This is a genomic window from Prevotella vespertina (assembly GCF_009728485.1).
Lineage (GTDB): Bacteria > Bacteroidota > Bacteroidia > Bacteroidales > Bacteroidaceae > Prevotella > Prevotella vespertina.
This window is the reverse complement of sequence record NZ_VVIQ01000002.1, coordinates 311,552-335,222: the sequence shown is the minus strand read 5'-3', so window position 1 is coordinate 335,222 and position 23,671 is coordinate 311,552. Positions and strand designations below refer to the sequence as shown.

At 41.5% G+C, this 23,671-nt stretch carries 10 protein-coding genes and 1 CRISPR repeat array; of the genes, 8 read left to right on the top strand and 2 right to left on the bottom strand.

What is annotated here, in order from left to right; genetic code table 11:
- Window positions 1-295 precede the first annotated feature (295 nt).
- Complete coding sequence (locus F0475_RS03010) at window positions 296-2,374, top strand: GDSL-type esterase/lipase family protein (protein WP_155715306.1); 2,079 nt, start codon at window positions 296-298, stop codon at window positions 2,372-2,374.
- Window positions 2,375-2,738: 364 nt separating this feature from the next.
- Here F0475_RS03010 and F0475_RS03005 read toward each other — a convergent pair whose 3' ends face one another.
- Complete coding sequence (locus F0475_RS03005) at window positions 2,739-4,040, bottom strand: M64 family metallopeptidase (RefSeq protein WP_155715305.1); 1,302 nt, start codon at window positions 4,038-4,040, stop codon at window positions 2,739-2,741.
- Window positions 4,041-4,760: 720 nt separating this feature from the next.
- On the opposite strand from F0475_RS03005, the gene cas9 reads away from it, so the two are divergent.
- From cas9 to F0475_RS02980, 5 genes are all read left to right on the top strand, one after another.
- The gene (gene cas9, locus F0475_RS03000; protein WP_155715304.1) at window positions 4,761-8,888 is read left to right on the top strand and encodes a type II CRISPR RNA-guided endonuclease Cas9; all 4,128 of its coding nucleotides are present in this window, start codon (window positions 4,761-4,763) and stop codon (window positions 8,886-8,888) included.
- A gap of 11 nt (window positions 8,889-8,899) precedes the next feature.
- Complete coding sequence (cas1, locus tag F0475_RS02995; protein ID WP_155715303.1) at window positions 8,900-9,832, top strand: type II CRISPR-associated endonuclease Cas1; 933 nt, start codon at window positions 8,900-8,902, stop codon at window positions 9,830-9,832.
- Window positions 9,833-9,883: 51 nt separating this feature from the next.
- Window positions 9,884-10,180: a CRISPR-associated endonuclease Cas2 gene (cas2, locus tag F0475_RS02990; protein ID WP_155715347.1), complete on the top strand. Its 297-nt coding sequence runs from the start codon at window positions 9,884-9,886 to the stop codon at window positions 10,178-10,180.
- 107 nt (window positions 10,181-10,287) lie between these two features.
- Window positions 10,288-11,714: direct repeats of the CRISPR family, unit length 47 nt; unit sequence GTTGTATTTGATAATGCAAAGATACTAATTTTAAAGCTAATCACAAC.
- 250 nt (window positions 11,715-11,964) lie between these two features.
- Window positions 11,965-15,366 (top strand): glycosyltransferase, encoded by a 3,402-nt coding sequence (locus F0475_RS02985; RefSeq protein ID WP_155715302.1) that lies wholly within the window; start codon window positions 11,965-11,967, stop codon window positions 15,364-15,366.
- Window positions 15,367-15,865: 499 nt separating this feature from the next.
- Window positions 15,866-17,599: a phosphoethanolamine transferase gene (locus F0475_RS02980; protein ID WP_155715301.1), complete on the top strand. Its 1,734-nt coding sequence runs from the start codon at window positions 15,866-15,868 to the stop codon at window positions 17,597-17,599.
- A gap of 94 nt (window positions 17,600-17,693) precedes the next feature.
- Here F0475_RS02980 and F0475_RS02975 read toward each other — a convergent pair whose 3' ends face one another.
- Window positions 17,694-19,232: a sulfatase gene (locus F0475_RS02975; RefSeq protein WP_155715300.1), complete on the bottom strand. Its 1,539-nt coding sequence runs from the start codon at window positions 19,230-19,232 to the stop codon at window positions 17,694-17,696.
- Window positions 19,233-19,443: 211 nt separating this feature from the next.
- On the opposite strand from F0475_RS02975, the gene F0475_RS02970 reads away from it, so the two are divergent.
- Together F0475_RS02970 and F0475_RS02965 are read left to right on the top strand one after the other, a co-directional pair.
- Entirely contained in the window at window positions 19,444-21,270 is a 1,827-nt protein-coding gene (locus F0475_RS02970) for a transglutaminase-like domain-containing protein (RefSeq protein WP_199879773.1), read from the top strand.
- A gap of 52 nt (window positions 21,271-21,322) precedes the next feature.
- Entirely contained in the window at window positions 21,323-23,458 is a 2,136-nt protein-coding gene (locus F0475_RS02965; RefSeq protein WP_155715299.1) for a DUF3857 domain-containing protein, read from the top strand.
- Window positions 23,459-23,671 lie beyond the last annotated feature (213 nt).

Genomic DNA, 23,671 nt, shown 5'->3' with positions numbered 1-23,671 from the left:
TGGCAACTTTGTACTTATCACGGACTATTAATGAATTGTGAAGACGCCTTGACTCAATAGAGTCGGGGCGTCGCTTTTGATAAAGGACTTATTTCTTGCATCCAAGATAATCATTAGTTTTATGTTGACGAGATAAGGGTTAAATAGGAAGGAAAATCCTCAATTAGGCTAGATAAAGCCATTTTGCAAAGCATTCTCTTGCTAGTTAGTAAGAAAATAAGTAATTTCGCCGACGTATTTATACGATATAATAAGGTGGTGGAGATGGTGTCTCGACTGCTTAGATAAATCTATTATGAAACGACTTACTTTATTATTAATGATGTTCCTGATGGTTCTGATGGCATTTGCTGACGGACGCATCAAGGTGGCGTGTGTGGGTAATAGTGTTACATGGGGGTATGGTTTGACCAATAGGGACGCTGATTGTTACCCCGTGCAGTTGCAGAGAATGTTAGGAGATAAGTACGATGTGCGTAATTTCGGGCACTCTGGAAGTACACTTCTAAGCCATGGTCACCGTCCATATATCGACCAGAAGGAATACAAAGAAGCGTTAGCTTTCAAAGCCGATAGGGTTATTATCCATTTAGGACTCAATGACACGGACCCTCGTAATTGGTCTGAATATGCTGAAGAGTTCAATTCTAACTATATAGAACTCGTCAACTCCTTCCGCAAAGTGAACCCTAAAGCACAGATATGGGTGTGCTTGATGTCGTCAATCTTCGAACGCCACCCTCGCTTCGAGAGCGGAACTAGGGACTGGCATAGCCTCATTCAACAGCATATCAAGCAAGTGGCAATGGCTGAGAACCTCCCATTAATAGACCTCTATACGCCTCTTCACAATCGTCCAGACCTCTTTGCGGATGCGCTACACCCCAATGCTGAAGGTGCAGAGATCATCGCTGAGACTGTATATAAGGCTATGACAGGTAATTATGGAGGGTTATCTCTTGCGCCACTATATAGCGATGGGATGGTAATGCAGCGTAACGAACCGATTATCTTTCGTGGTTCTGCCAATGCAAAGATGGTTGTTAAGGTAAGTTTCGATGGTCAGAATCAATCCACAACAGCTGCAGACGATGGTACATGGAGCATTAATTTCCCTGCTCGAAAGGCTGGCGGTCCTTACAAAGCAATAGTTGCAGCAGGTAAAGAGCGGCTGACGTTGAAAGATATATACGTTGGAGAGGTGTGGTTGTGTTCGGGACAATCGAATATGGAGTTGCCTATCTCCGCCGTACAAAGTGGTAAGCAAGACCTTGCGGAGGCTGGTTCACAACCCTTAATACATCTCTTTAATATGTCAACACGCTATCCAACGAATGCTGTGAGCTGGTCGGAAGCGGTGTGCGACTCGGTTAATCGCCACCAACTCATGCGAGTTGGACCATGGCGTAACTGTTCGGTCGAATCGTTATCGGGCTTCTCAGCAGTCGCATATCACTTCGCTAAGGGTTTAGCAGACAGTCTGCAGGTACCTATAGGTGTGATTTGTAATGCCGTAGGAGGCACTACCACAGAGTCATGGATTGACCGTTCGACCCTTGAAAAGGACTTCTCTGCAATCTTGCGGGACTGGTATCATGGCGATTTCGGTATGAAGTGGGCAAGAGAACGTGCTTTGCAGAATATTGCCAATAGCAAGAATCCATTGCAACAGCACCCTTATGCGCCTGCTTATATGTTCGAGACAGCTATGACACCTTTGTTGGGTTATACGTTGAAAGGTATTGTGTGGTATCAAGGAGAGTCGAATGCGCATAACATCGAGCTGCATGAACGCCTCTTCCCATTGTTGGAGAAAAGTTGGCGAAACTTCTTTCAACAGAAGAAGATGCCCTTTTATTTCGTACAACTATCTAGTCTGAACCGTCGTTCCTGGCCGCGTTTCCGTGATTCACAACGGCGTATGGCGTTAGGGTTGGAGCATACTTGGATGACGGTGACAAGCGATTTGGGCGATTCACTTGATGTGCATTACACCAATAAGAAACCTGTAGGTGAGCGGCTCGCCATGCAAGTTTTGCACCATAGTTATGGACATGATATTGTGTCAGAGGGACCTGTTATAGAGCGAGTTGAATCCGTTGATGGAGGCTTATTGTTGACTTTCTCAAATACAAAGGAACTTCATTTCATGGGCAACCGATTGATAGGCTTTGAGCTTGCGGGTGCCGATGGTATTTATCATGAAGCCCAAGCAACGATAGAGAATGGTTATCAGGTGCGTGTGTCGTGTGGGTCAGTAGTAGCCCATCCTGTTAGTGTTCGCTATGGTTGGCAGCCGTTTACTCGTGCGAATCTTGTGAATGAAAAGGGACTACCTTGTAGTACATTTGAGATCGCAGAACGTAGATTTTAGATAGAGAGGACGCCCCGTATCTTTTTCCCTTGCCGACTAGGAAGGGGAGTAGAAAGGCTTATTTCTATCTGAAGTAATAGTTTAACAAGTTTTTATTAGATAATTGTTTTCAGTATAGTTAGTTGTGTTTTCTTATAGAGGAAACTATGTTTTGAATCTTAAAGTATTAATCCCTTGAATTAAAGGAAACGCCCTTCTCCAATAGAGAAGGGCGTTTCGTTAATAGGAAGAGAGGCTCTCTTGCCATCGAAGAGATGCCCTCGTTGATTCCAATAAAACTATCGTCTTTAGACAACAATACGTATTCCTGCCCCGTGGATGGGGCAGGATAGAATACTAAAAGACTTCAGGAAGACTTGAATCTTCACTCTCCTGTATAGAACTTAATCAGTTGAGTGATAGCCTGGGTGCATGCTGGACAGAACTCAGGATGGGCATTTGTGCGCATACGGCAGTCTGGGTAAGCGCGGTAAACACCATGTTGAGCATAGCCAGCAGGCTCGTATGCACCCACTTTCCACTTGTCCCTGCGTGCGTTCGGCTTATCTAAGTCGGTTGGTTCAGGCGTCGGTAATGGGGTCTTCTTATCAATCATTCCTTCCCACTTATTGTGGAAGTCGACCAGAGTTGTTAGGTTCGGTTCCCATGGCTCGACGTCCTTTGGATACATATTAATCTCTTCTTTGGCATAAGCATACTCATCACCAAGTCCTGCGAAAGAGTGTCCAAACTCGTGGACAACCACTGGTTTGAATAGAGGATGGTGTGCCATTGAGAGGTTGTAAGAGTTCAGAATACCGCCACCACCATATTTCTCAGTGTTTACTAGTACGATGATATGTTCGTAAGGCGTACCAGCTAGCCAGTCATGGAGGTCTTTGAGATGGAGTGTAGTGAGGTATCTGTCACTGTAGAAAGTGTCGAAATGAGAGTGAAGAGCCGTGTTCTTCCATATACCCTTTGATGGTTCGGATGTGCCACTATCAACGGATGGAGCCTTGACAGCCACAATATTGAATCGAGAACGCAGCGATTTGAAAGGTTCGTGAGCGAAGAGAGCCTCCATCGCAATGCGACAATCCTTTATAAATGTAGGCATTTCAGCCTCTGTGTAACCCTCCGCAATATATGCAATGTGTATGCAGTGCGATGGATCAGCAGCCTGTTGCAAAGTCTCGTAAGGTGTGATATTACGCTCCCCGATGTGTCGGATGAGAATATCCTGTGGTACAACGATATGCGTCATGCGGTTAGTAACCTCGCGCCGATTGTTCCTTAGTTCGATAGTTACATCTGCTGTATCTTTGGGATAAGGTACTAGAAAGACGTTCTCAAACGATTTCTTGCTATTACCCTGTGCCTCATCATAAGTGAGCCACTCCTGGAATAGAGTCGAAAAGGAGTTTCGATAGATTACTTTCTGCGTACGATGGTCACGCACAATGACCTGTCCATTGCCCTCAACGGGCACTTCTGCTAGTCGTTCGTGCTTGCCATACCAATGTGGGATACGTGATAGTTCGTCCACAGCGATGGTCTGCTCTTTGGCATTCCCTGCGAAGATGTAATCTAAACGGAGCGTTGCATCCTCAAAGTAATGGTTGAAATCCTGCGCAACAGCACTCATGGAGAGTGCGAGGAGTAGGGTAGTAATGATTTTTCTCATAGGTCTTGAAAATTGGTTAGAACTATTATTTCTCATTCTTCAGATAGATAGAATCATTGACAAAGTAGCGTTTGCCTCTCTCAAATACGCATCTCTTATCATCTGCAAAGATATGAATAATTAATGAAATTAGCTATCAGGAAAGAGATTATTAATTCCTTATTTCTTATTCATAGCTCATTGTTAAAGCCTTTCACAGGCTCTTTGAAGGGAATGAAGTCTTATTGTTAGGTTCTTTATAAGGCGTTTTTCTCTATTTAAAAGTTCCTCATTATGATATGTGTCGAGTGTTAAGAGTTGTGTAGTTGGGGGTATTTTAGTGGTTTTTACTTACTTTTTATAGTGTCAGAAGATGGTGATAATGTGGATAGGACACGAGTATTTCCGAATAAGGAAAAGGTTATGAAAGTGCGAAGAGTTTAATTTTAGCGGTCATTCCCGTCATAGCTTATACGTATATAGGTATTACTGATTGTTCCTAATGATACATTAGGATAGTGGCTAGATGGATTATATTTAAACAATAAAAAATGCCCCGTATAGAAGGACGAGGCAACCTAATGTTCTCACAACGGAATAATCCTTATTGTGAATACTTTAAAATTAGTTCGTTACAAAGGTATGTATTAAAAAAATAATAAGCAAATTTTCTTAATGAAATTTTGACTTTGTTGTTGTTTTTTTGTACCTTTACACAAATTATCATATAATCAATTCAACATGAAGAAAATACTAGGATTAGACTTAGGAACTACAAGTATTGGTTGGGCCTTAGTGAATGAAAGTGAAAACAAAGACGAACAATCTTCTATCGTAAGACTTGGTGTGAGAGTAATCCCATTGACTGTAGATGAAAAAGGGAACTTTGAAAAGGGGAAAGCTATCACAACAAATGCTGATAGACAGCAGGTGCATGCTGCAAGAATAAACCTTCAAAGATATAAGCTACGCAGAGAGAATCTTCGTGATTGTTTACAGAAACAAGGTTGGATAGGTTCTGAACCGATGTGTGAAGATGGTAAATCTTCTACTTTTGAAACTTATAAGCTACGTGCAAAAGCAGCGGTAGAGGAAGTGTCACTGCATGAGTTTGCTCGAGTTTTATTTATGTTGAATAAGAAACGTGGCTATAAAAGTAATCGAAAAGCAAATGATAAAGAAGATGGAAAGCTTTTTGATGGTATGACCATAGCCAAGAAACTCTATGAAGAACGCTTGACACCTGCCGAATACTCTCTTCGGTTGCTCTATAAAGGTAAGAAGTTTACGCCAGAATATTATCGTTCTGATCTTATAGAAGAGTTCGAGAAGATATGGAACGAGCAGCAGAAGTATTATCCAGAGATACTTACTGACGAGTTTAAACAGCAGTTAGAAGGTAAGGCAAAGAGCAATACAAGCAAGCTATTCCTTGGTAAATATGGTATTTACTCAGCTGATACAAAAGGTCTAGATAGGAGGCTGCAACCTTTGAAATGGAGGGTTGAAGCGATGAAGCAACAGGTTGATAAAGATGTTTTAGCCTTTGTTATCAGTGACTTGAAAGGACAGATTGCTAATACAAGTGGGCTACTTGGTGCTATTAGTGATAGAAGTAAAGAACTCTATTTCAGCAAGCAGACAATTGGTCAATACCTATGGACTTCTCTGCAAGAAAATCCACATATCAGTATTAAGAATCAACCTTTCTATCGTCAAGATTACTTAGATGAATTTGAGAAGATTTGGGAAACGCAAGCAACTTTCCATAAGGAATTGACATCAGAACTGAAGCAAGAAATCAGGGATATTATCATCTTTTATCAACGGCCATTGAAGAGTAAGAAGAATCTCATTGCTGTTTGCGAACTTGAACAGCGTAAGGTGAAAGTGACAGTTGATGGAAAAGAAAAAGAGATAACAATAGGACCAAAGGTTGCTCCCAAGTCTTCCCCTATGTTCCAAGAGTTTAGAATTTGGCAAAATCTAAATAACATTCTACTTCTAGACCATGGGACTAATAGCAAGCGTCCATTGTATGAGGAAGAGAGAAACCTTTTATATGAGGAACTAAGCGTTAAGGAGAAACTCAGTAAGACTGAGGCTCTGAAGGTATTGGGCAAGAAGAGTAAGCAATGGGATTTGAATTATAAAGAGTTAGAAGGTAATAGAACACAAGCTGTTCTCTATGATTGTTATAACCGAATTATCGTGATGTCAGGGCATGAAGAGTGTAATTTCAAAAAACTAAAAGCCTCTGATATTCGCCATTATGTTAAGATGATATTCAAGAACTTAGCCTTCAATACAGACATACTATGCTTTGATTCATCGTTGAAGGGGCATGAGTTGGAAAGACAACCAATGTATCGGCTTTGGCATCTGTTGTATTCTTATGAAGGTGATAACTCTCGAACAGGTAATGACGCGTTATTAAGAAAGTTGGAAATAGCATTTGGTTTTCCAAAAGAATATGCTGCTGTGCTTGCCGATGTCGTTTTTGAAGATAGCTACGGAAACCTCAGTGTGAAAGCAATGCGTAATATTTTTCCACATTTACAGGCTGGGAAAGATTATAGTCAAGCATGTGAGGAGGCTGGATATAAACATTCGCGTCGGTCGCTTACAAAGGAAGAATTAAATCAAAAGGTGTATAAAGAGAAGTTAGAACTATTGCCAAAGAATAGTTTACATAACCCTGTTGTTGAGAAGATCCTCAATCAGATGGTTAATGTCATCAATGCAGTTATTGAAGAATATGGGAAGCCCGATGAAATAAGGATAGAATTAGCTCGTGATCTGAAGATTGGAGCTGCAGAGCGAGAGAATATGACACGAAGTATTAATCAAGGTAATGCAGAGAATAAACGTATTCGTGAAATACTAGAGAAGGAATTTGCACTTTCGTATATCAGTAGGAATGACATCATAAAATATAAGTTATATGAAGAGCTTAAACCGAACGGCTTTAAGACACTCTATTCAGATACCTACATTCCTAAAGATAAGCTCTTCTCAAAAGATTTTGATATTGAGCATATTATTCCGAAAGCTCGGTTGTTTGATGATTCACTGTCGAACAAAACACTTGAAGCACGTGATGTAAATATAGCTAAAAGTAATAAGACGGCCTTTGATTTTATACTTGAAAGGTATGGAGAACAGGGTGTTAAGGCTTATAAGACGAAACTTCTTCGCCTTCTAGAGGATGGGGCTATTAGTAATAAGAAGTATAATAATTTGCTGAAAACGGAAGCGGATATACCTTCTGGCTTTATTGATCGTGACCTGCGAAATACTCAGTATATTGCAAAAAAGGCGTATGAAATATTAAGTGAGTTGGTTAAGATCGTTACTCCAACAACGGGATCTGTGACCAATCGATTGCGCGAAGATTGGCAGTTGGTGGATGTTATGAAAGAACTTAACTTTGAGAAGTATCTGAAGTTAGGTTTAGCTGATGTGATAGAAGATAGAGATGGTCGGAAAGTTAAGCGTATAAAAGACTGGACGAAACGCAATGATCATCGCCATCATGCGATGGATGCATTGACAATAGCTTTTACGAAGCCATCTTATATTCAGTATCTGAACAACCTCAATGCACGCAGTGATAAGAGTGGTAGTATCTATGGTATAGAGGTAAAGGAACTGCATCGTGAAGAAGGTAAGCTTCGCTTTAATGCTCCTTTGCCTATCAATGAATTCCGTGCAGAAGCTAAAAGGCATCTAAAATCGATCTTGGTATCTATTAAGGCGAAGAAAAAAGTGATGACACAGAACGTCAATAAAATTAAGACGAAGCATGGAATCATAAAAAAGGAACAGCTTACACCACGTGGAGAATTGCATAACGCTACATACTATGGGACAAAGAAACGTCCATTAGTAAGGATGGTGAAAGTCGGAGCAGCATTAGACGAAGCAACAATAAATAGGGTATGTAGCCCTGCTATTCGTGCAGCATTACTGAAACGTCTCAATGCTTATAATGGTGATGCTAAGAAAGCTTTTACAGGGAGAAATTCAATAGATAAAAACCCGATTTACCTAGATATTGAGCAGACGAAGTTAGTTCCGGTCTTGGTTAAAATAATAGAGTGGGGAATGTATCATCCTATTCGTAAACGGATTACACCTGACCTTAAAATCGACAAAGTGATCGATAAAGGTATAAGGGAAAAACTGAAAGCTCGGTTGGCAGAGTTTAATGGAGATGCCCAAAAAGCTTTCAGCAACTTGGATGAGAATCCTATTTATATGGATGAAGCAAAACAAATAACTTTGAAACGAGTTAGTATTGAGGGCGTCTTAAGTGTAATTCCGTTACATACATTAAAGGATAAGGCTGGTAAGCCAATTATTGGAAGTGATGGAAGACCAGTATTCGGTGATTATGTTCAAACAAGTAATAACCACCATATTGCCTTTTATAAAGATGACAAAGGTAATTTGCAAGATAATCCAGTATCATTCTTTGAAGCTGCCGAACGTAAATCACAAGGAGTTCCTGTTATCGATAAGAGGTATAATTGCGATAAAGGATGGCACTTTGTATTTACAATGAAGCAAAATGAATACTTTGTCTTCCCAAATGAAGCTACAGATTTTATTCCTTCTGAAGTAGATTTATTGGATGAAGCTAATTATGATATTATTAGTCCGAATCTATACAGAGTTCAGAAGTTATCGAAGGCTTCAGGTAGAGATTATTGGTTTAGGCATCACTTAGAGACTATGTTGAATGATGATTTAAGGTTGAAGAACTCTACGTTCAAGCGGATAAAGTCCTTAAAAGGTTTAGAAGATATTGTCAAAGTACGTATCAATTCTATTGGTAAGATAGTCGCAGTAGGTGAATACGATTAATTAGATGGCTTATGATAAAGAAGACATTATGTTTCAGCAATCCTGCTTATTTGAGTTTAAAGAATTCACAATTGGTAATTCGTTTGCCAGAAGTGGAAAGTTGTGATAACCTATCTGATAGTTTCAAGCAACAAAGTGAGCGTACAATTCCAATAGAAGATATTGGAGTTGTACTGCTTGATAATAAACGAATTACGATTACATCGTCTGCATTAGAAGCCTTGATAGAGAACAATTCTGCTGTAATCACTTGTGATAGTAAGAATATGCCCATTGGACTTTTGTTACCTTTATGTGGTAACACAACACAGAATGAACGCTTTCGTATGCAGGTAGACGCATCGTTACCACTAAAGAAACAGTTATGGCAACAAACTATAAAACAAAAAATAAGTAATCAAGCAAAGATTTTAAGTATATATACTAATGCTGATGTGGGATGTATGTATGCCTGGGCAGATAAAGTTAGAAGTGGTGATCCCGATAACCTTGAGGCTCGAGCAGCTGCTTACTATTGGAAAAATATCTTCACTGATATTTCAGATTTTGTAAGAGGTCGGGATGGGGAACCACCTAACAACTTATTAAATTATGGATATGCAATATTACGTGCTGTTGTGGCTCGTTCTTTAGTAGCAAGTGGATTACTCCCAACATTGGGAATTCATCATCACAATCGATATAATGCTTATTGTTTGGCAGATGACGTAATGGAACCTTATCGTCCTTATGTTGATGGGTTGGTGTTGGATATAATGTGTTTGACTAATGATTATAGTGAATTGACAAAAGAAATAAAGATTCGGCTTCTATCTATCCCCGTTCTTGATACTACTATTGGAGGGAAAAAGAGTCCGTTAATGATAGCTACACAACAGACGACAGCCTCTCTTTATAAGTGTTTTAGTGGGGAACAAAGAAGAATGGTTTATCCTGAATTATAAAGTCAATTGGTGGAATTTTATAGATTTAGTCAATATAGGAGTATGTGGTTAATGGTATTTTTTGACTTACCCACAGATACAAAGAAGGAGAGAAAGGCTGCTGCACTTTTTCGTCAGAACTTGCTAAAAGACGGATTTACAATGTTTCAATTCTCTATTTACATACGCCATTGTGGTAGTAAGGAAAACATGGAGGTTCACATTAAAAGAGTCTCAACCATTATTCCAGAGTATGGAAAGGTGGGGATTATGGGTGTAACTGATAAGCAGTTTGAAGGGATTAAGCTCTTTTATGGTAAGAAACCACATAAGCCCAATGTACCAGGAGTACAGCTAGAGCTTTTCTAAAAAGATTAAAGTTCCACTTTTAAAAGTGAAACTTTAATCTTTCTTGCATTTTTCTTTTTCGTAAGTAGAGAGTATATTGCTTATAATCAATGTTTTATTCTACTTGTGTTGTATTTGATAATGCAAAGATACTAATTTTAAAGCTAATCACAACGAGGCACTGATTGCCCATTATAGCGATGGTGTTGTATTTGATAATGCAAAGATACTAATTTTAAAGCTAATCACAACTGCTCTTGGACGGTCTTTTAATGCGTTCTGTTGTATTTGATAATGCAAAGATACTAATTTTAAAGCTAATCACAACAACAAGGAGCAACAGGAGCAAGCACAATCAGTTGTATTTGATAATGCAAAGATACTAATTTTAAAGCTAATCACAACTATTTATGCCCCTTTCAACACCGCTCTTGGGTTGTATTTGATAATGCAAAGATACTAATTTTAAAGCTAATCACAACAGATATTCAGAAACTTCTTGCAGACATCGCGTTGTATTTGATAATGCAAAGATACTAATTTTAAAGCTAATCACAACGGGACGAGGGCTACAAGATGAGCAAAGACGTTGTATTTGATAATGCAAAGATACTAATTTTAAAGCTAATCACAACAGGTCTCTTTGTGTTACATAAAAGGCTTCTGTTGTATTTGATAATGCAAAGATACTAATTTTAAAGCTAATCACAACACGATAGAGTGTGGGTTAAATCTATTGCAGGTTGTATTTGATAATGCAAAGATACTAATTTTAAAGCTAATCACAACCACCAGCTTGGAAACCATCATTAATTATCGTTGTATTTGATAATGCAAAGATACTAATTTTAAAGCTAATCACAACCAAACCTGTATAAGGGGTTGCTCCCATCTGGTTGTATTTGATAATGCAAAGATACTAATTTTAAAGCTAATCACAACCCTATTATTGGAAGGCTTTTCGAAGCTGTTGTTGTATTTGATAATGCAAAGATACTAATTTTAAAGCTAATCACAACTCAACTTTAAGCGCAGGCAAATCATCGTAAGTTGTATTTGATAATGCAAAGATACTAATTTTAAAGCTAATCACAACCTATAAGTCATTGCAAAGTTACTTTGATTGTTGTATTTGATAATGCAAAGATACTAATTTTAAAGCTAATCACAACAAACTGCTAGCAATCTTTTTCAAACCGGTGTTGTATTTGATAATGCAAAGATACTAATTTTAAAGCTAATCACAACAAAAGTTGTTTGGTGTATTCGTAGATGTAGGTTGTATTTGATAATGCAAAGATACTAATTTTAAAGCTAATCACAACCTACAAAAGCATTAGAAAATTGTTCTCATGTTGTATTTGATAATGCAAAGATACTAATTTTAAAGCTAATCACAACAGCTTCACCATGATATCATTACCCCCAACGGTTGTATTTGATAATGCAAAGATACTAATTTTAAAGCTAATCACAACCTCTCCGTACTGATCCCGTCCGGAGAATAGGTTGTATTTGATAATGCAAAGATACTAATTTTAAAGCTAATCACAACCTATGAGATGGTTTCCGTAGTTCTTTGCCGATTTATTTATACCCTCTCTGCTTATTTTAACGAATATATACACGTTTTGTAACTGATAATTGATGTGGTAATTCATTTTTATTGTAACTTTGTCTTGTGTTTAGGACATTGGAGAAGTTGAGTGCTTATTGGAGTAAGACTAAATAAGGAGACTCCCCCTAAGTTCAGCAAATTATAAGAGCCAATATGCCTTTATTGCTTTTAGATAACAGACAAGACAATGAGCAAGCAAGTATTTCAGACAGACTCCCGTCAGCGTTGGAGTTATTTTAAGTGGACCCTACGTGTAGTCCTTACGATTCTCTCACTCTTTGGAATCGTTTTCTTAGCAATGTTTGCCTTGGAGGGTAGCCCGCAGATGCCTTTCCATCACGACTATCGAAATGCGGTGTCAGCCTCATCTCCTTATACCAAGGACAACAAGACGGCAACACTCTATAAGTCGTTTCGTGACTTCTTCAAGGAGAAGAAGATGCATAATAACTATGCGAAAGCTACCATCAAGAAGCAACGTTTTGTGGGGAAGGCGGACAGTCTGACGCAGAAATACTTTCGGGAGTGGGACGACCCACGGATTGGTGTGCGCTCGGCATGGTATGTTAACTGGGATAAGCACGCTTACATCTCTCTGAAGAACAATATACAACACCTGAACATGGTGTTGCCTGAGTGGTTCTTTATCAATCCTAAGACCGACAAGGTGGAATATAGGCTTGACAAGCAGGCGCTACGCTTGATGCGTAAGGCTGGTATCCCTATCCTTCCAATGCTCACGAATAACTACAACTCCAACTTCCATCCAGAAGGTATCGGACGTATCATGCGTGATGGAAAGAAGCGTACAGCACTCATCAATGAGATGGTCAAGAAATGTAAACATTATGGTTTCGCAGGTATCAACCTTGACTTAGAGGAACTCGACATACAAGACAACGACCTCCTCGTTGAGTTAGTCAAAGACTTCGCACGTGTTTTCCATGCAAATGGACTCTATGTAACACAGGCTGTTGCACCTTTCAACGAGGATTATAACATGCAGGAACTGGCAAAGTATAATGACTATCTCTTCCTCATGGCGTACGATGAACATAATATGGGGAGCCAGCCAGGAGCTGTCAGTTCGCAACGTTGGGTGGAGAAAGCTACCGACTGGGCGGCAAAGAACGTCCCGAATGACAAGATAGTACTCGGTATGGCAACTTACGGATATGACTGGCCTAATGGGGAGACTGCTTCGACGGTGTCATTCGACCAGACAATGGCTACCGCACTGGATGCAGGAGCAAAGGTAAAGTTCGATGATGACACCTACAACGTTAACTTCTCGTATCAAAACACTGATGATGGAAAGATTCATCAGGTGTTCTTTACTGATGCAGCGACCACCTTTAATATCATGCGCTTTGGTGCAGAATATCATCTCGCAGGCTATGGTCTGTGGCGTTTGGGCACTGAAGACAAACGTATATGGCGCTTCTATGGTAAGGATATGTCGTGGGAGAATGTGGCAAGGATGTCTGTTAAGAAGCTGATGCAGCTTAACGGCACCGATGATGTTAATTTCGTTGGATCTGGAGAAGTGCTGGAAGTAACAACGGAGCCGCACCCTGGAAATATATCAGTGACAATAGATAAGGATAACCGCCTTATCTCTGAGGAGTATTATCACGCCCTTCCGTCAACATATACCATCCAACGACTTGGTAAATGTAAGGATAAACAACTCGTTATCACCTTCGATGACGGACCAGACAGCCGCTGGACACCTACCGTGTTGAGTACGCTGAAGAAATATAATGTCCCTGCTGCGTTCTTCATGGTGGGACTGCAGATGGAGAAGAACCTGCCTTTGGTGAAGCAAGTATATGACGCCGGGCACACTATCGGCAACCATACCTTCACCCACCATAACATGATAGAGAACTCCGACAACCGCTCTTATGCTGAGTTGAAGTTGACACGAATGTTGATAGAGAGCGTCACAGGACATAGTACAATCCTGTTCCGTGCTCCATACAATGCCGATGCCGACCCGACAGACCATGAGGAGATATGGCCAATGATAGTGGCAAGTCGACGCAACTACCTCTTTGTGGGTGAGTCTATCGACCCTAATGACTGGCAACAGAACGTAACGGCTGACCAGATTTACCAACGTGTCATTGATGGTGTGCACCATGAAGACGGACATATCATCTTGCTCCATGATGCGGGTGGTGACACACGTAAACCTACGATTGAAGCCCTCCCTCGTATCATTGAGACCCTACAACATGAAGGTTATCAGTTCATCTCTATTGAACAATACTTAGGGATGAATAAGCAAACCCTGATGCCTGCTATCAATAAGGGAAAGGCTTACTATGCCATGCAAACCAACCTTTGGCTGGCAGAGATGATTTATCATGTATCCGACTTCCTCACGGCTCTCTTCCTTGTCTTCCTTGTCTTGGGTATGATGCGCCTCGTATTCATGTACGTGTTGACGTTCAGAGAGAAACGAGCAGAGAACCGACGCAACTATGCACCGATTGATGCTGCTACGGCACCAGCTGTTTCTATCATCGTACCGGGTTATAATGAAGAGGTGAATATCGTGCGCACCATCACTACACTCAAGCAACAAGACTATCCTAACCTACATATCTACTTCGTCGATGATGGTAGTAAAGACCATACCCTCGAGCGTGTGCGTGAGGCTTTCGATACCGATGATAAGGTTACTGTACTTGCTAAGAAGAATGGTGGTAAGGCTTCGGCACTGAACTATGGTATCGCTGCTTGTCGCTCAGAGTATGTGGTTTGTATTGATGCCGACACTCAGCTGAAGCAGGATGCCGTAAGTAGACTGATGAAGCACTTCATTGCCGACAAGGATAAACGCATTGGTGCAGTGGCAGGAAACGTGAAGGTGGGTAACCAAAGGAATATGCTCACCTACTGGCAAGCTATTGAATACACCAGCAGTCAGAACTTTGATCGCATGGCTTACTCTAACATCAATGCCATTACCGTTGTGCCTGGTGCTATCGGCGCATTCCGTAAAGAGGTGATTGAAGAGGTGGGAGGATTTACCACTGACACCTTAGCAGAAGACTGCGACCTGACGATGAGTATCAACGAACATGGTTACATCATTGAGAACGAGAACTATGCTGTGGCAATGACAGAAGCCCCAGAGACGCTCCGCCAGTTTGTGAAGCAACGTATCCGTTGGTGCTTTGGAGTGATGCAAGCCTTTTGGAAACATCGCTCCTCACTCTTCTCTCCATCGAAGAAGGGCTTCGGACTATGGGCTATGCCTAATATGCTTATCTTCCAGTATATCATCCCAACCTTCTCACCATTGGCAGATGTACTGATGCTCATTGGTCTCTTCACTGGCAATGCCTTGCAGATATTCTTCTATTATCTCATCTTCCTTGTCATTGATGCAAGTGTGTCTATCATGGCTTACATCTTTGAAGGCGAGCGGTTATGGGTACTCCTATGGGTTATCCCGCAACGTTTCTTCTATCGTTGGATTATGTATTACGTCCTCTTCAAGAGTTATCTTAAAGCAATCAAGGGCGAGTTGCAGACATGGGGTGTCCTCAAACGCACTGGTCACGTTGGTGAATAACCCGCCTTTCAAGAAGTAAAGAAGAGATACCGTTAGACTCCCCAAAGTGCATCTATCCCTTCAGTTAATATAACAAATAAGAGTCTAGGCATATTAGGGAAATCCACTTAGGTATATATGTGATAGTTCATTCCCGTGCGGGAGCGTCAACGTACCCGTATGGGAACATCAACGTTCCAGCACGGGAACATTCATGTTCCAAAGCCGGAACATTAACATTCCACAGGCGGAACATTCATGTTCCATAGGAGGGAACGTTGTTTATGCTATATGCAGGCATGAGATGGAACGGGTGTTAGCGTGCCATTGATAAGACGTTGCACGCTGTAAGCTGTGTATGTTGTCGTGATTGGATGACATATAATAAGTTTCATGGTGCGACCATGAGATTATTTGAGAATACGGATGCTATTTTGTACCTTTGTTGCGAATCTTGTTTAAGTCCCTATTGTGTGGGACTGATGATAAGGAATATGTGTTGCTAATCGTTAGAATTAATATGAAGCGTACCTTTATAGCCCATCTGGTTAAGCCAATAGAAGCGTGTTCCCTTTTCTTTGTGTTTATGCTGTTGGTGGGTGCTATTATGAATGTGAGCCATCGGAACATCTTTGGTTACATAGAGTTGATAGCTGATGTGTATTTTGTTTGCCTTTTATTGAGCCTTTGTCCACGTATATTACGCCAAGGGTTGGAGGTTATATTGAGTAGTCTCATTTATGTGATTGCGATAATAGATGCCTGTTGTAAAAGCCTTTTCAATACGCCGCTTACACCGACGATGCTCCTTTTAGCGCAGGAGACAACTGGTAGGGAAGCCTCCGAGTTCTTCTCTCAATATCTTCAACCAGAACTTCTGTTTTCGCTGGCGACAGTCATCTTCCTTCTTGCCCTTAGCCATGCTGTTATGGCGATAAGGAGGATGAGCTTCCCAACTGCTTATCTTAAGCAACCCCTTATCGCCTCTGCTTTATTGCTCACACTTGTTGTCGGGACTTGTTTAAGCGTCTATGATAAGGTACAACTATACACTGTTAGGAATCTGTCGGGGCTTGAAATAGCTGTAAATAATGGTTTTGCCCATCTTTATCATCCTGTTGAACGTGTTATTTACGGACTTTATTTCAATCACTTGATAGCGAATCAAGTGGAAGGCGTCATCGTGGCTAATGAAAGACTGGCGGTTGATTCATGTAACTTTACGTCTCCTACTATTGTTCTCATTATAGGCGAAAGTGCGAACCGACACCATTCGCAGTTATATGGTTATCGTTTGCCCACAACGCCCCGTCAGCTTGCTCTCATGGAAGGTAATGACTCTTTGGCAGTATTCACCGATGTCGTTTCGCCATGGAATCTAACCAGTAGGGTATTCAAGCAGATCTTCTCATTGCAATCAGTGGGTGAGAAAGAGGATTGGAGTAACTGTCCTCTCTTTCCTGTAGCCTTCAAGAAAGCAGGCTATCATGTTAGCTTCCTGTCCAACCAATTCCCTTATGGAATCAACTATACGCCTGATTGGACGAATAACCTCGTCGGTGGCTTCTTCTTAAATCATCCACAACTCAACAAGCAGATGTTTGATTACAGGAATACTAGTATCCACGACTATGACGATGAGCTATTAAACGATTACGATGAGCGTATCAATAAAGGGAAGCCACAATTAATCATCTTTCATCTACTAGGACAGCACTTCCAGTACTCAGCACGTTGTAAAAGCGGTATGAAGAGGTTTAGTATAAAGGATTACACACGTTCGGACCTGTCAGATCATGCGAAACAGACGATTGCAGACTATGATAATGCGACGCTTTATAACGACTTTGTTTTGAGTAAGATAGTCGAACGATTCCGCAATAAGGAGGCTGTTGTTGTCTATCTATCCGACCATGGAGAGGATTGTTATGGCAAGGATGTGGATATGGCTGGTAGGCTCACTGAGGTAGAGAACATTGATGTTAAGAAGTATCATGAGGAGTTTGAAATACCCTTCTGGATATGGTGCTCGCCTGCATATAGGCAGAGGCATCACAAGATATTCATAGAGATTATGAAGGCAAGGCATAATAAGTTCATGACTGACGACCTACCACATCTATTGTTGTATTTGGCTGGAATAAGTACTAAAGAGTACAAGGCAGAACGGAATGTCCTCTCTCCACGTTTCAACAATAGGCGTCCTCGCCTCGTACTGAATAGTATTGATTACGATAAAGCGTTACACCAATAGCCTTCATCGGTGCTAGTCAAAGTGCGACGGAATGATAGTTCTCGTGAAAGCTCATTGCTCGCATTGGCGTAACTCCTAATTGCATACACTTGATTTATAACTTAACAATCGGTTGCTGTGCCTTCATCTTACGCAAACGGGAGGTGAGATGGCGGTAGAGACGAGCAACGAGTTGAGGATGTGAAAGGGCTAAGTCATGCTTTTCGGAGAGGTCGGTTGAGAGGTCATAAAGCTCTTTATTCCCTGTAAGATACGAATAGATTAGTTTCCACTTTCCCTCACGAATAGCGCAGTTGAGGCTGATGCCCAGTCCTTCACCATCCCATATATTAGGGTAGTTCCACACCAGTTGACGTTTCTCAAAGCCCTGTTGCCTACCACGAAGTATCGGTGTAATATCTTTCCCATCAATAGTCTGTGGCACACGATAGTGCTTGATTCCCGCCATAGAGAGCAGGGTAGGGTAAAGGTCCTCGATGATTATCGGCGTATGCGAACGTGAGTTGGGCTTTACAACGTGGTTCCATTTCACAATGAAAGGCACTCTTATCCCTCCTTCATATAGTGACCCTTTACCGCTCTTGAGTGGTGCATTCTGTGTGTAAAGCTCCCCGTCTCTCCAATAGGACGATGAGGCGAGTCCCCCGTTATCACTCATAAAGATGATAATCGTCTCTCGCTTGAGTCCAGCCTGCGCCACCCAGTCCATGAGGTCGCCCAAACTTTTATCCATTCCAGCAATCAACGAGGCGTAGGCAGCCTCCTTCTCTGATAGTCCACGTGCACGATAGGTGGGATAGAAACGCATATCTCGGTCGATGGGAACGTGTACGGCATAATGAGACATATATAGATAGAACGGCTGGTCATACTTTTTCGCCTTCTCCAAAGCCACTATCGCCTCCCGTGTAAGGGCTTCAGTCGCAAAGATGCCAGTCCCCCAATAACGTTCCAAGCCAGGTATTGCGAAGGGAGATGTGGGCTTTCCATCCTTAGTAAAGCCATAGTTACGCTCACTTAGATAGGTTGCTAAGCCTCCAGCAGCAGTACCAGTTATGTTTGTATTGAAGCCAAAGTGGCAGGGATTCTCACCTGGAGTATCAATCGCACCCCAGTGTGCTTTCCCACAGTGTATGGTGTGATAGCCTGCATTCTTTAGTAGTTGTACAAAGGAAATCGCCTTTGCTGTATGCCCCACATTACCACTCTGTGCAATACCATTGTAATTCCAATCAGGTAGTGTGACCCCCTCTCGCTTCCCATCTGTCATCTGGTCGCGATGCAAAGTCCAATTCGTTACCCGATGCCGTGCCATATTCATACCAGTCATCAAGCTACATCTTGAGGGCGAACTGATAGGTGTTGCGTACGCATCTGTGAACATCATCCCCTCTGCAGCAAGTCTTTCCATGTTCGGGGTGTCGTACTTTCGATTATTAGCAGTAATCGAATCGGCAAAAGGAAGGGACGTATCCTGCCATCCCATATCGTCAACCATAAAGAAGATAATATTGGGCTGCGACTTTACTTGTTGTGCATTAGCTGGAAGGAGAGCCCCTATTGACATCAACGAAGCCGTTACGTACAGGGGAGAAGGGCGTCTCGTGAAATGGAAGAGATAGGTATTCTTCATTGTTGATAATTATTGCTTGGGTTCTTAGTCATGCTACAAAGTTAAAAAGAAAGTAGGTAACAACCATATAATTCATCGATGTTATTAAAAAAACATAAGACTTTTATGCCTCATTCAGAATAATTGTCTATCTTTGCATGTGGGCTTTATTCCACATTTTCAAGTCATTACCGACAGGCAATATAACGATTTCTATCTATTTAAACTTCAGATGGTAAGCTATTTAAAAACAATCCGTTCGCTGGTTACAGTACTTCTTTTCACGTGCTGTACGGCTTATGCTCAGGCACAACAATGGGACGATAAGATTCTTATCTCGCAATGTGACGAACAATACACATTGACTTTTGATGGTGATAAACCTATTGTAAAGAACACAGAGAAAGTCACTTATCTGTCTAATTCAGTGACGAAAGTAATGCCGCAAACCACGGTCTTCTATGGAGAATTTATCTCTTTGGATAATATCTCGGGGCATGGTCAGAAGCAATATACGAATGTCACTCCTGAAAATGTGTTCTATGACGATACGAAGGCATGCACCGTGCAAGGTGAGATAAGTAAGAAAGGCAAAACATGCAGTGCTTCCTTCGAGCGTACCTTTAAGGATATTAAGTATTTCACACGTGTTTATTTGCTCGAAGAATACTTCATTCAGCACAAGACACTGACCATCACTATTCCTAAGAAGTTGGCTGGCTATCGGCTTAAAGAAATGAACTTTGAGGGCTATAACATACAGGTTGCACATGAGTCAACGCCTACGGATGAGGTTTACCGCTATACTATGACCAACTGCAATCGCATGAAAGAGGATGCGCAAATGCCTCCTTCTTCAAGTGTCTATCCTTATCTTTTGATCATCGGTCCCTTTGCTGATGTCAACGCATTGTACAGCTGGTCAATGAAAATGGCTGACGTGGATTGTAATATACCTAATCTTCAGTCACTCTTAGCCGAGATTAACAAGACAAGTAAGACTCCCGAAGACCGCATAAGCAACACTTATCGATGGGTGCAGGACAACATTAGATACATAGCCTACGAAGCCGGAATAGCCGGGCATCGCCCAGATACACCTGCCGAGGTGCTCCGTAAGCGTTATGGTGATTGTAAGGGTATGGCGTTACTGCTCACTACCTTACTTAAAGCACAGGGTTTCGATGCTCGTTGGACAGATATAGGAACGGAGGAGATACCCTTTAAGATGAGTGATGTTCCTACTCTCGCTGGGGCTGACCACGTGATTTGTACGCTCTTATATAAAGGTAAGACTTACTTTGTTGATGCTACTTGCAAGCACATCCCATACACTTATACACCGCAAGGAATACAAGGTTCACAGGCAATGATAGCCAATGGCGACCGCCCAAGACTTGAGATTGTACCCGTCAGGAAGCCTGATGAATCGATTGATAGCCTCTCTTACAATTATCAACTACAAGGAGATGCTCTTGTGGGAACGGCTACCTATATGACACGAGGCGATATGAAGGAATGGTTTATGTCGGTTTCTGACAATGTCGGGAGCAAACATAACGATGATTTACTTGCTAACAACCTTAACTCAGATGCGCATAATATGATGGTATCTGACGTGAAGTGGGTGGATGACGACCCTCGCCACGAATGGGGAAAGTTTACTGGTAAGGTGGTTAATAAGCCTGCGGTGCAACAGGCTGATGGCGAGTTATATATCGAGATGAACCCTCACAACAATCTTTTCGATGCCCGCATTGATACTGTTCAGCGCACACACGACTATTATTTGCCTGTTCGCTGCAACGTTGTTAGGCAGGCTGTGCTAACCATTCCAGCTGGTTATCGTGTTGATTACTTACCTTCTTCAGCTACTTTCAATACTCCAGAGGGTACGCTCACATGCCGATTTGTACAAAACGGAAACGTCATTACTTTCCATCAGAAGATGCAAATTAACCACAGACGAATCCCTTTAAAGAACATACCACAATGGAATGATGCGCTAAGGAAGTGGACGGATGCTTGTAACGAGCAAGTTGTCTTGAAACGGAAATAGCCCTTTCTCTGTTCATCCTAATTGCTATTAATTATTTTCAATACATATAGTTATGAAAAAGCTAATCACATTGCTCCTCCTCACCATCATAACTCTTCCTATGATGGCATTCAATGATGAGGACTATCAAAAGTTTGCACGTGAAGTGAAAGCGGAGGTCTGGAAGAAGGATTTACCACAATTCAACAACCGCACAGTACCGACAAAGTATAATAAAGAGTCGGCTGTTGTCTTGGCGAGATATGAAGAGGTTGGAGTCGACTATAGCAACCGCTTCAGTGCTCTTAGCCTTGGTAATGTGAAGCAATGTACGGGTACTCACCTCATCCGAAACCTTGTTAAGATTAATGATAAGGCTGCTTTGGATAAGTTCTCCACGTTTGAGTTCCGCACATACGACTATTCTCTCAATAATGGACTATGGCGTAATGACCGCCGAACAGTGCTCGGTGTGCGTGTTATTAAGCCCAATGGTACCATTAAGGAAGTGGAAGAAAAGGATTATCAAGACAATAACGAAGGTAAGAAAGGAGAAGAGAAATATGCAAAACTTGCTGTTCCTAATCTGCAAGTAGGCGATATGATTGACTACTTCTACTATAACTATGACAAGTTAAGAGAGGAGAATATTGATCCAATAACATTCTTCTTTGGTAGTCAATATCCCATCCTTGACTATCAAATTCATTGCTCTATTGATAAGGACTTATGCACTCAGTACCGCACAATGAATGGTGCTCCAGACTTCAAGCAAGGTGCTGATAAAGATGATATTGTTCTAGATGTTCGTGAGAAAAACATCGATAAGACCATGCCTGACTATGCTTATAATCCATTGGCGCAGACCCCTTATACAATGTTATTCATCAATGCGAAGGTAGCATTGGAGTATATTCCAAAGAGTATGAAGGTCAAAGGTTTGCAGGCAAACCCCGATGCGAAGGTCATTCAAGAGGACGCTTGGACACTTTGGGATGTGACTACTAGCAAGTGGTCATTCTATAAGATGTTCAACAAAGTGATTGATGAAGCGAAGAAAATCAGCGATCCAACAGAGAGAGCAAACTATGTCTACAACTTCGCCATGTTGAATACCTTGGTGCATAATAATCCTTACTTCTCATATAGGAACTTTGGTTCTGTATTCTCATTCCTACTTGATAAGCTCAAAGTACCATACTCACGTGTGTTGGTAACTGATTGTATGACCGAACCTATTGGGCAGTTGGCGAACATCTGGAACGTAACCTATGGCTTCATGTTGAGTAATGGTCAGTGTTACTTCCCAGTAAGTACTCGATATGGCACAACGGCTAACACCATTCCATCTATCTATCAGAACCGAGAAGCTGTGGCTACTGATGCGAAGAAGAAGTTCCAAAATGGACCTTTTAGAAACGTGACTATCCCTGGCAGCCAGGCGAAGGATAACACAGAGAAGGTAGATGTTGATGCTACTGTGGATGGTATCTTACTCAACATCAAACGCCAAGATGCCACCACAGGATGCGATAAGGAAGGTAACATCATGGACTATACTTCAGCCGAGCAGATGGCTCAAGCATGGGGAGCTGACTATGGTGTGACAAAGTTTGCACAGCTTTATGACAAGGGAGCAAGCGTTGCTGACCAGCGAGCAGCAGAACGCGCAGAGCAAGACAAGAAGTCTATTGCAGATAACTTCAGCGATGAGATAAAGGCATATCACGACCATGCAGCAGTGAAAGTGAATGACACTAAGGTGCTCTCATGCGGTGAGAAGAATAAACCCTTTACTTATCTTGTGGATTACCAGATGGATGGTTTGGTCAAGAAAGCTGGTCGCAACCTTGTAATCTCCGTCGGTCAGCTAGTCGGACAACAAGCTCATATAGAGGGAGCAGAGCGTCAGCGCAATGTAGATATCATCTATCCTTATCCTAGAACTTACTCTGTTACGGTGCGCCTAGCCATTCCTAGCGGCTATGAAGTATCTCCGGAAAGCTTGCAGAAACTCAATTCTAATGTAGATAATAGTGCTATTTCCTTTACTTCTAAGGCTTCTGTCGAGGATGGTAAACTATTAATTACTTTCGAAAAGGTATATAAGCAATATCGAGTTCCTGCTTCTCAGTGGTCGGATGTGTTATCTGCTCTCGATAAGGCATACGATTTCAATAGTCTTCAAGTTGTGTTGAAGAAGTTGTAAAAACCCTCTTTACCCTAACAGCAGACTCTTTCCAGTCTTTCTAAGAGGGAAGAAGTTCTTACTAAAAGCTGGTTTATATGAGGGGAAAATATATATTGTCAAGGCGGACGGATATCCTCATCTGTCCGCCTTTTTGTACCTCAATAATAAATAATTAGGTATAAGCTTTCCTTTAGGAAGTCCTTAGGAGGGCTTTCCCTCATTGTATGAACT

Excerpts from the sequence above, each read along its gene's own strand:
- cas9 (WP_155715304.1), top strand. The coding sequence starts at position 4,761 with ATGAAGAAAATACTAGGATTAGACTTAGGAACTACAAGTATTGGTTGG.
- F0475_RS02975 (WP_155715300.1), bottom strand. The coding sequence starts at position 19,232 with ATGAAGAATACCTATCTCTTCCATTTCACGAGACGCCCTTCTCCCCTG.
- F0475_RS03010 (WP_155715306.1), top strand. The coding sequence starts at position 296 with ATGAAACGACTTACTTTATTATTAATGATGTTCCTGATGGTTCTGATG.
- cas2 (WP_155715347.1), top strand. The coding sequence starts at position 9,884 with ATGGTATTTTTTGACTTACCCACAGATACAAAGAAGGAGAGAAAGGCT.
- F0475_RS02965 (WP_155715299.1), top strand. The coding sequence starts at position 21,323 with ATGAAAAAGCTAATCACATTGCTCCTCCTCACCATCATAACTCTTCCT.
- cas1 (WP_155715303.1), top strand. The coding sequence starts at position 8,900 with ATGATAAAGAAGACATTATGTTTCAGCAATCCTGCTTATTTGAGTTTA.
- F0475_RS02980 (WP_155715301.1), top strand. The coding sequence starts at position 15,866 with ATGAAGCGTACCTTTATAGCCCATCTGGTTAAGCCAATAGAAGCGTGT.
- F0475_RS02970 (WP_199879773.1), top strand. The coding sequence starts at position 19,444 with ATGGTAAGCTATTTAAAAACAATCCGTTCGCTGGTTACAGTACTTCTT.
- F0475_RS02985 (WP_155715302.1), top strand. The coding sequence starts at position 11,965 with ATGAGCAAGCAAGTATTTCAGACAGACTCCCGTCAGCGTTGGAGTTAT.
- F0475_RS03005 (WP_155715305.1), bottom strand. The coding sequence starts at position 4,040 with ATGAGAAAAATCATTACTACCCTACTCCTCGCACTCTCCATGAGTGCT.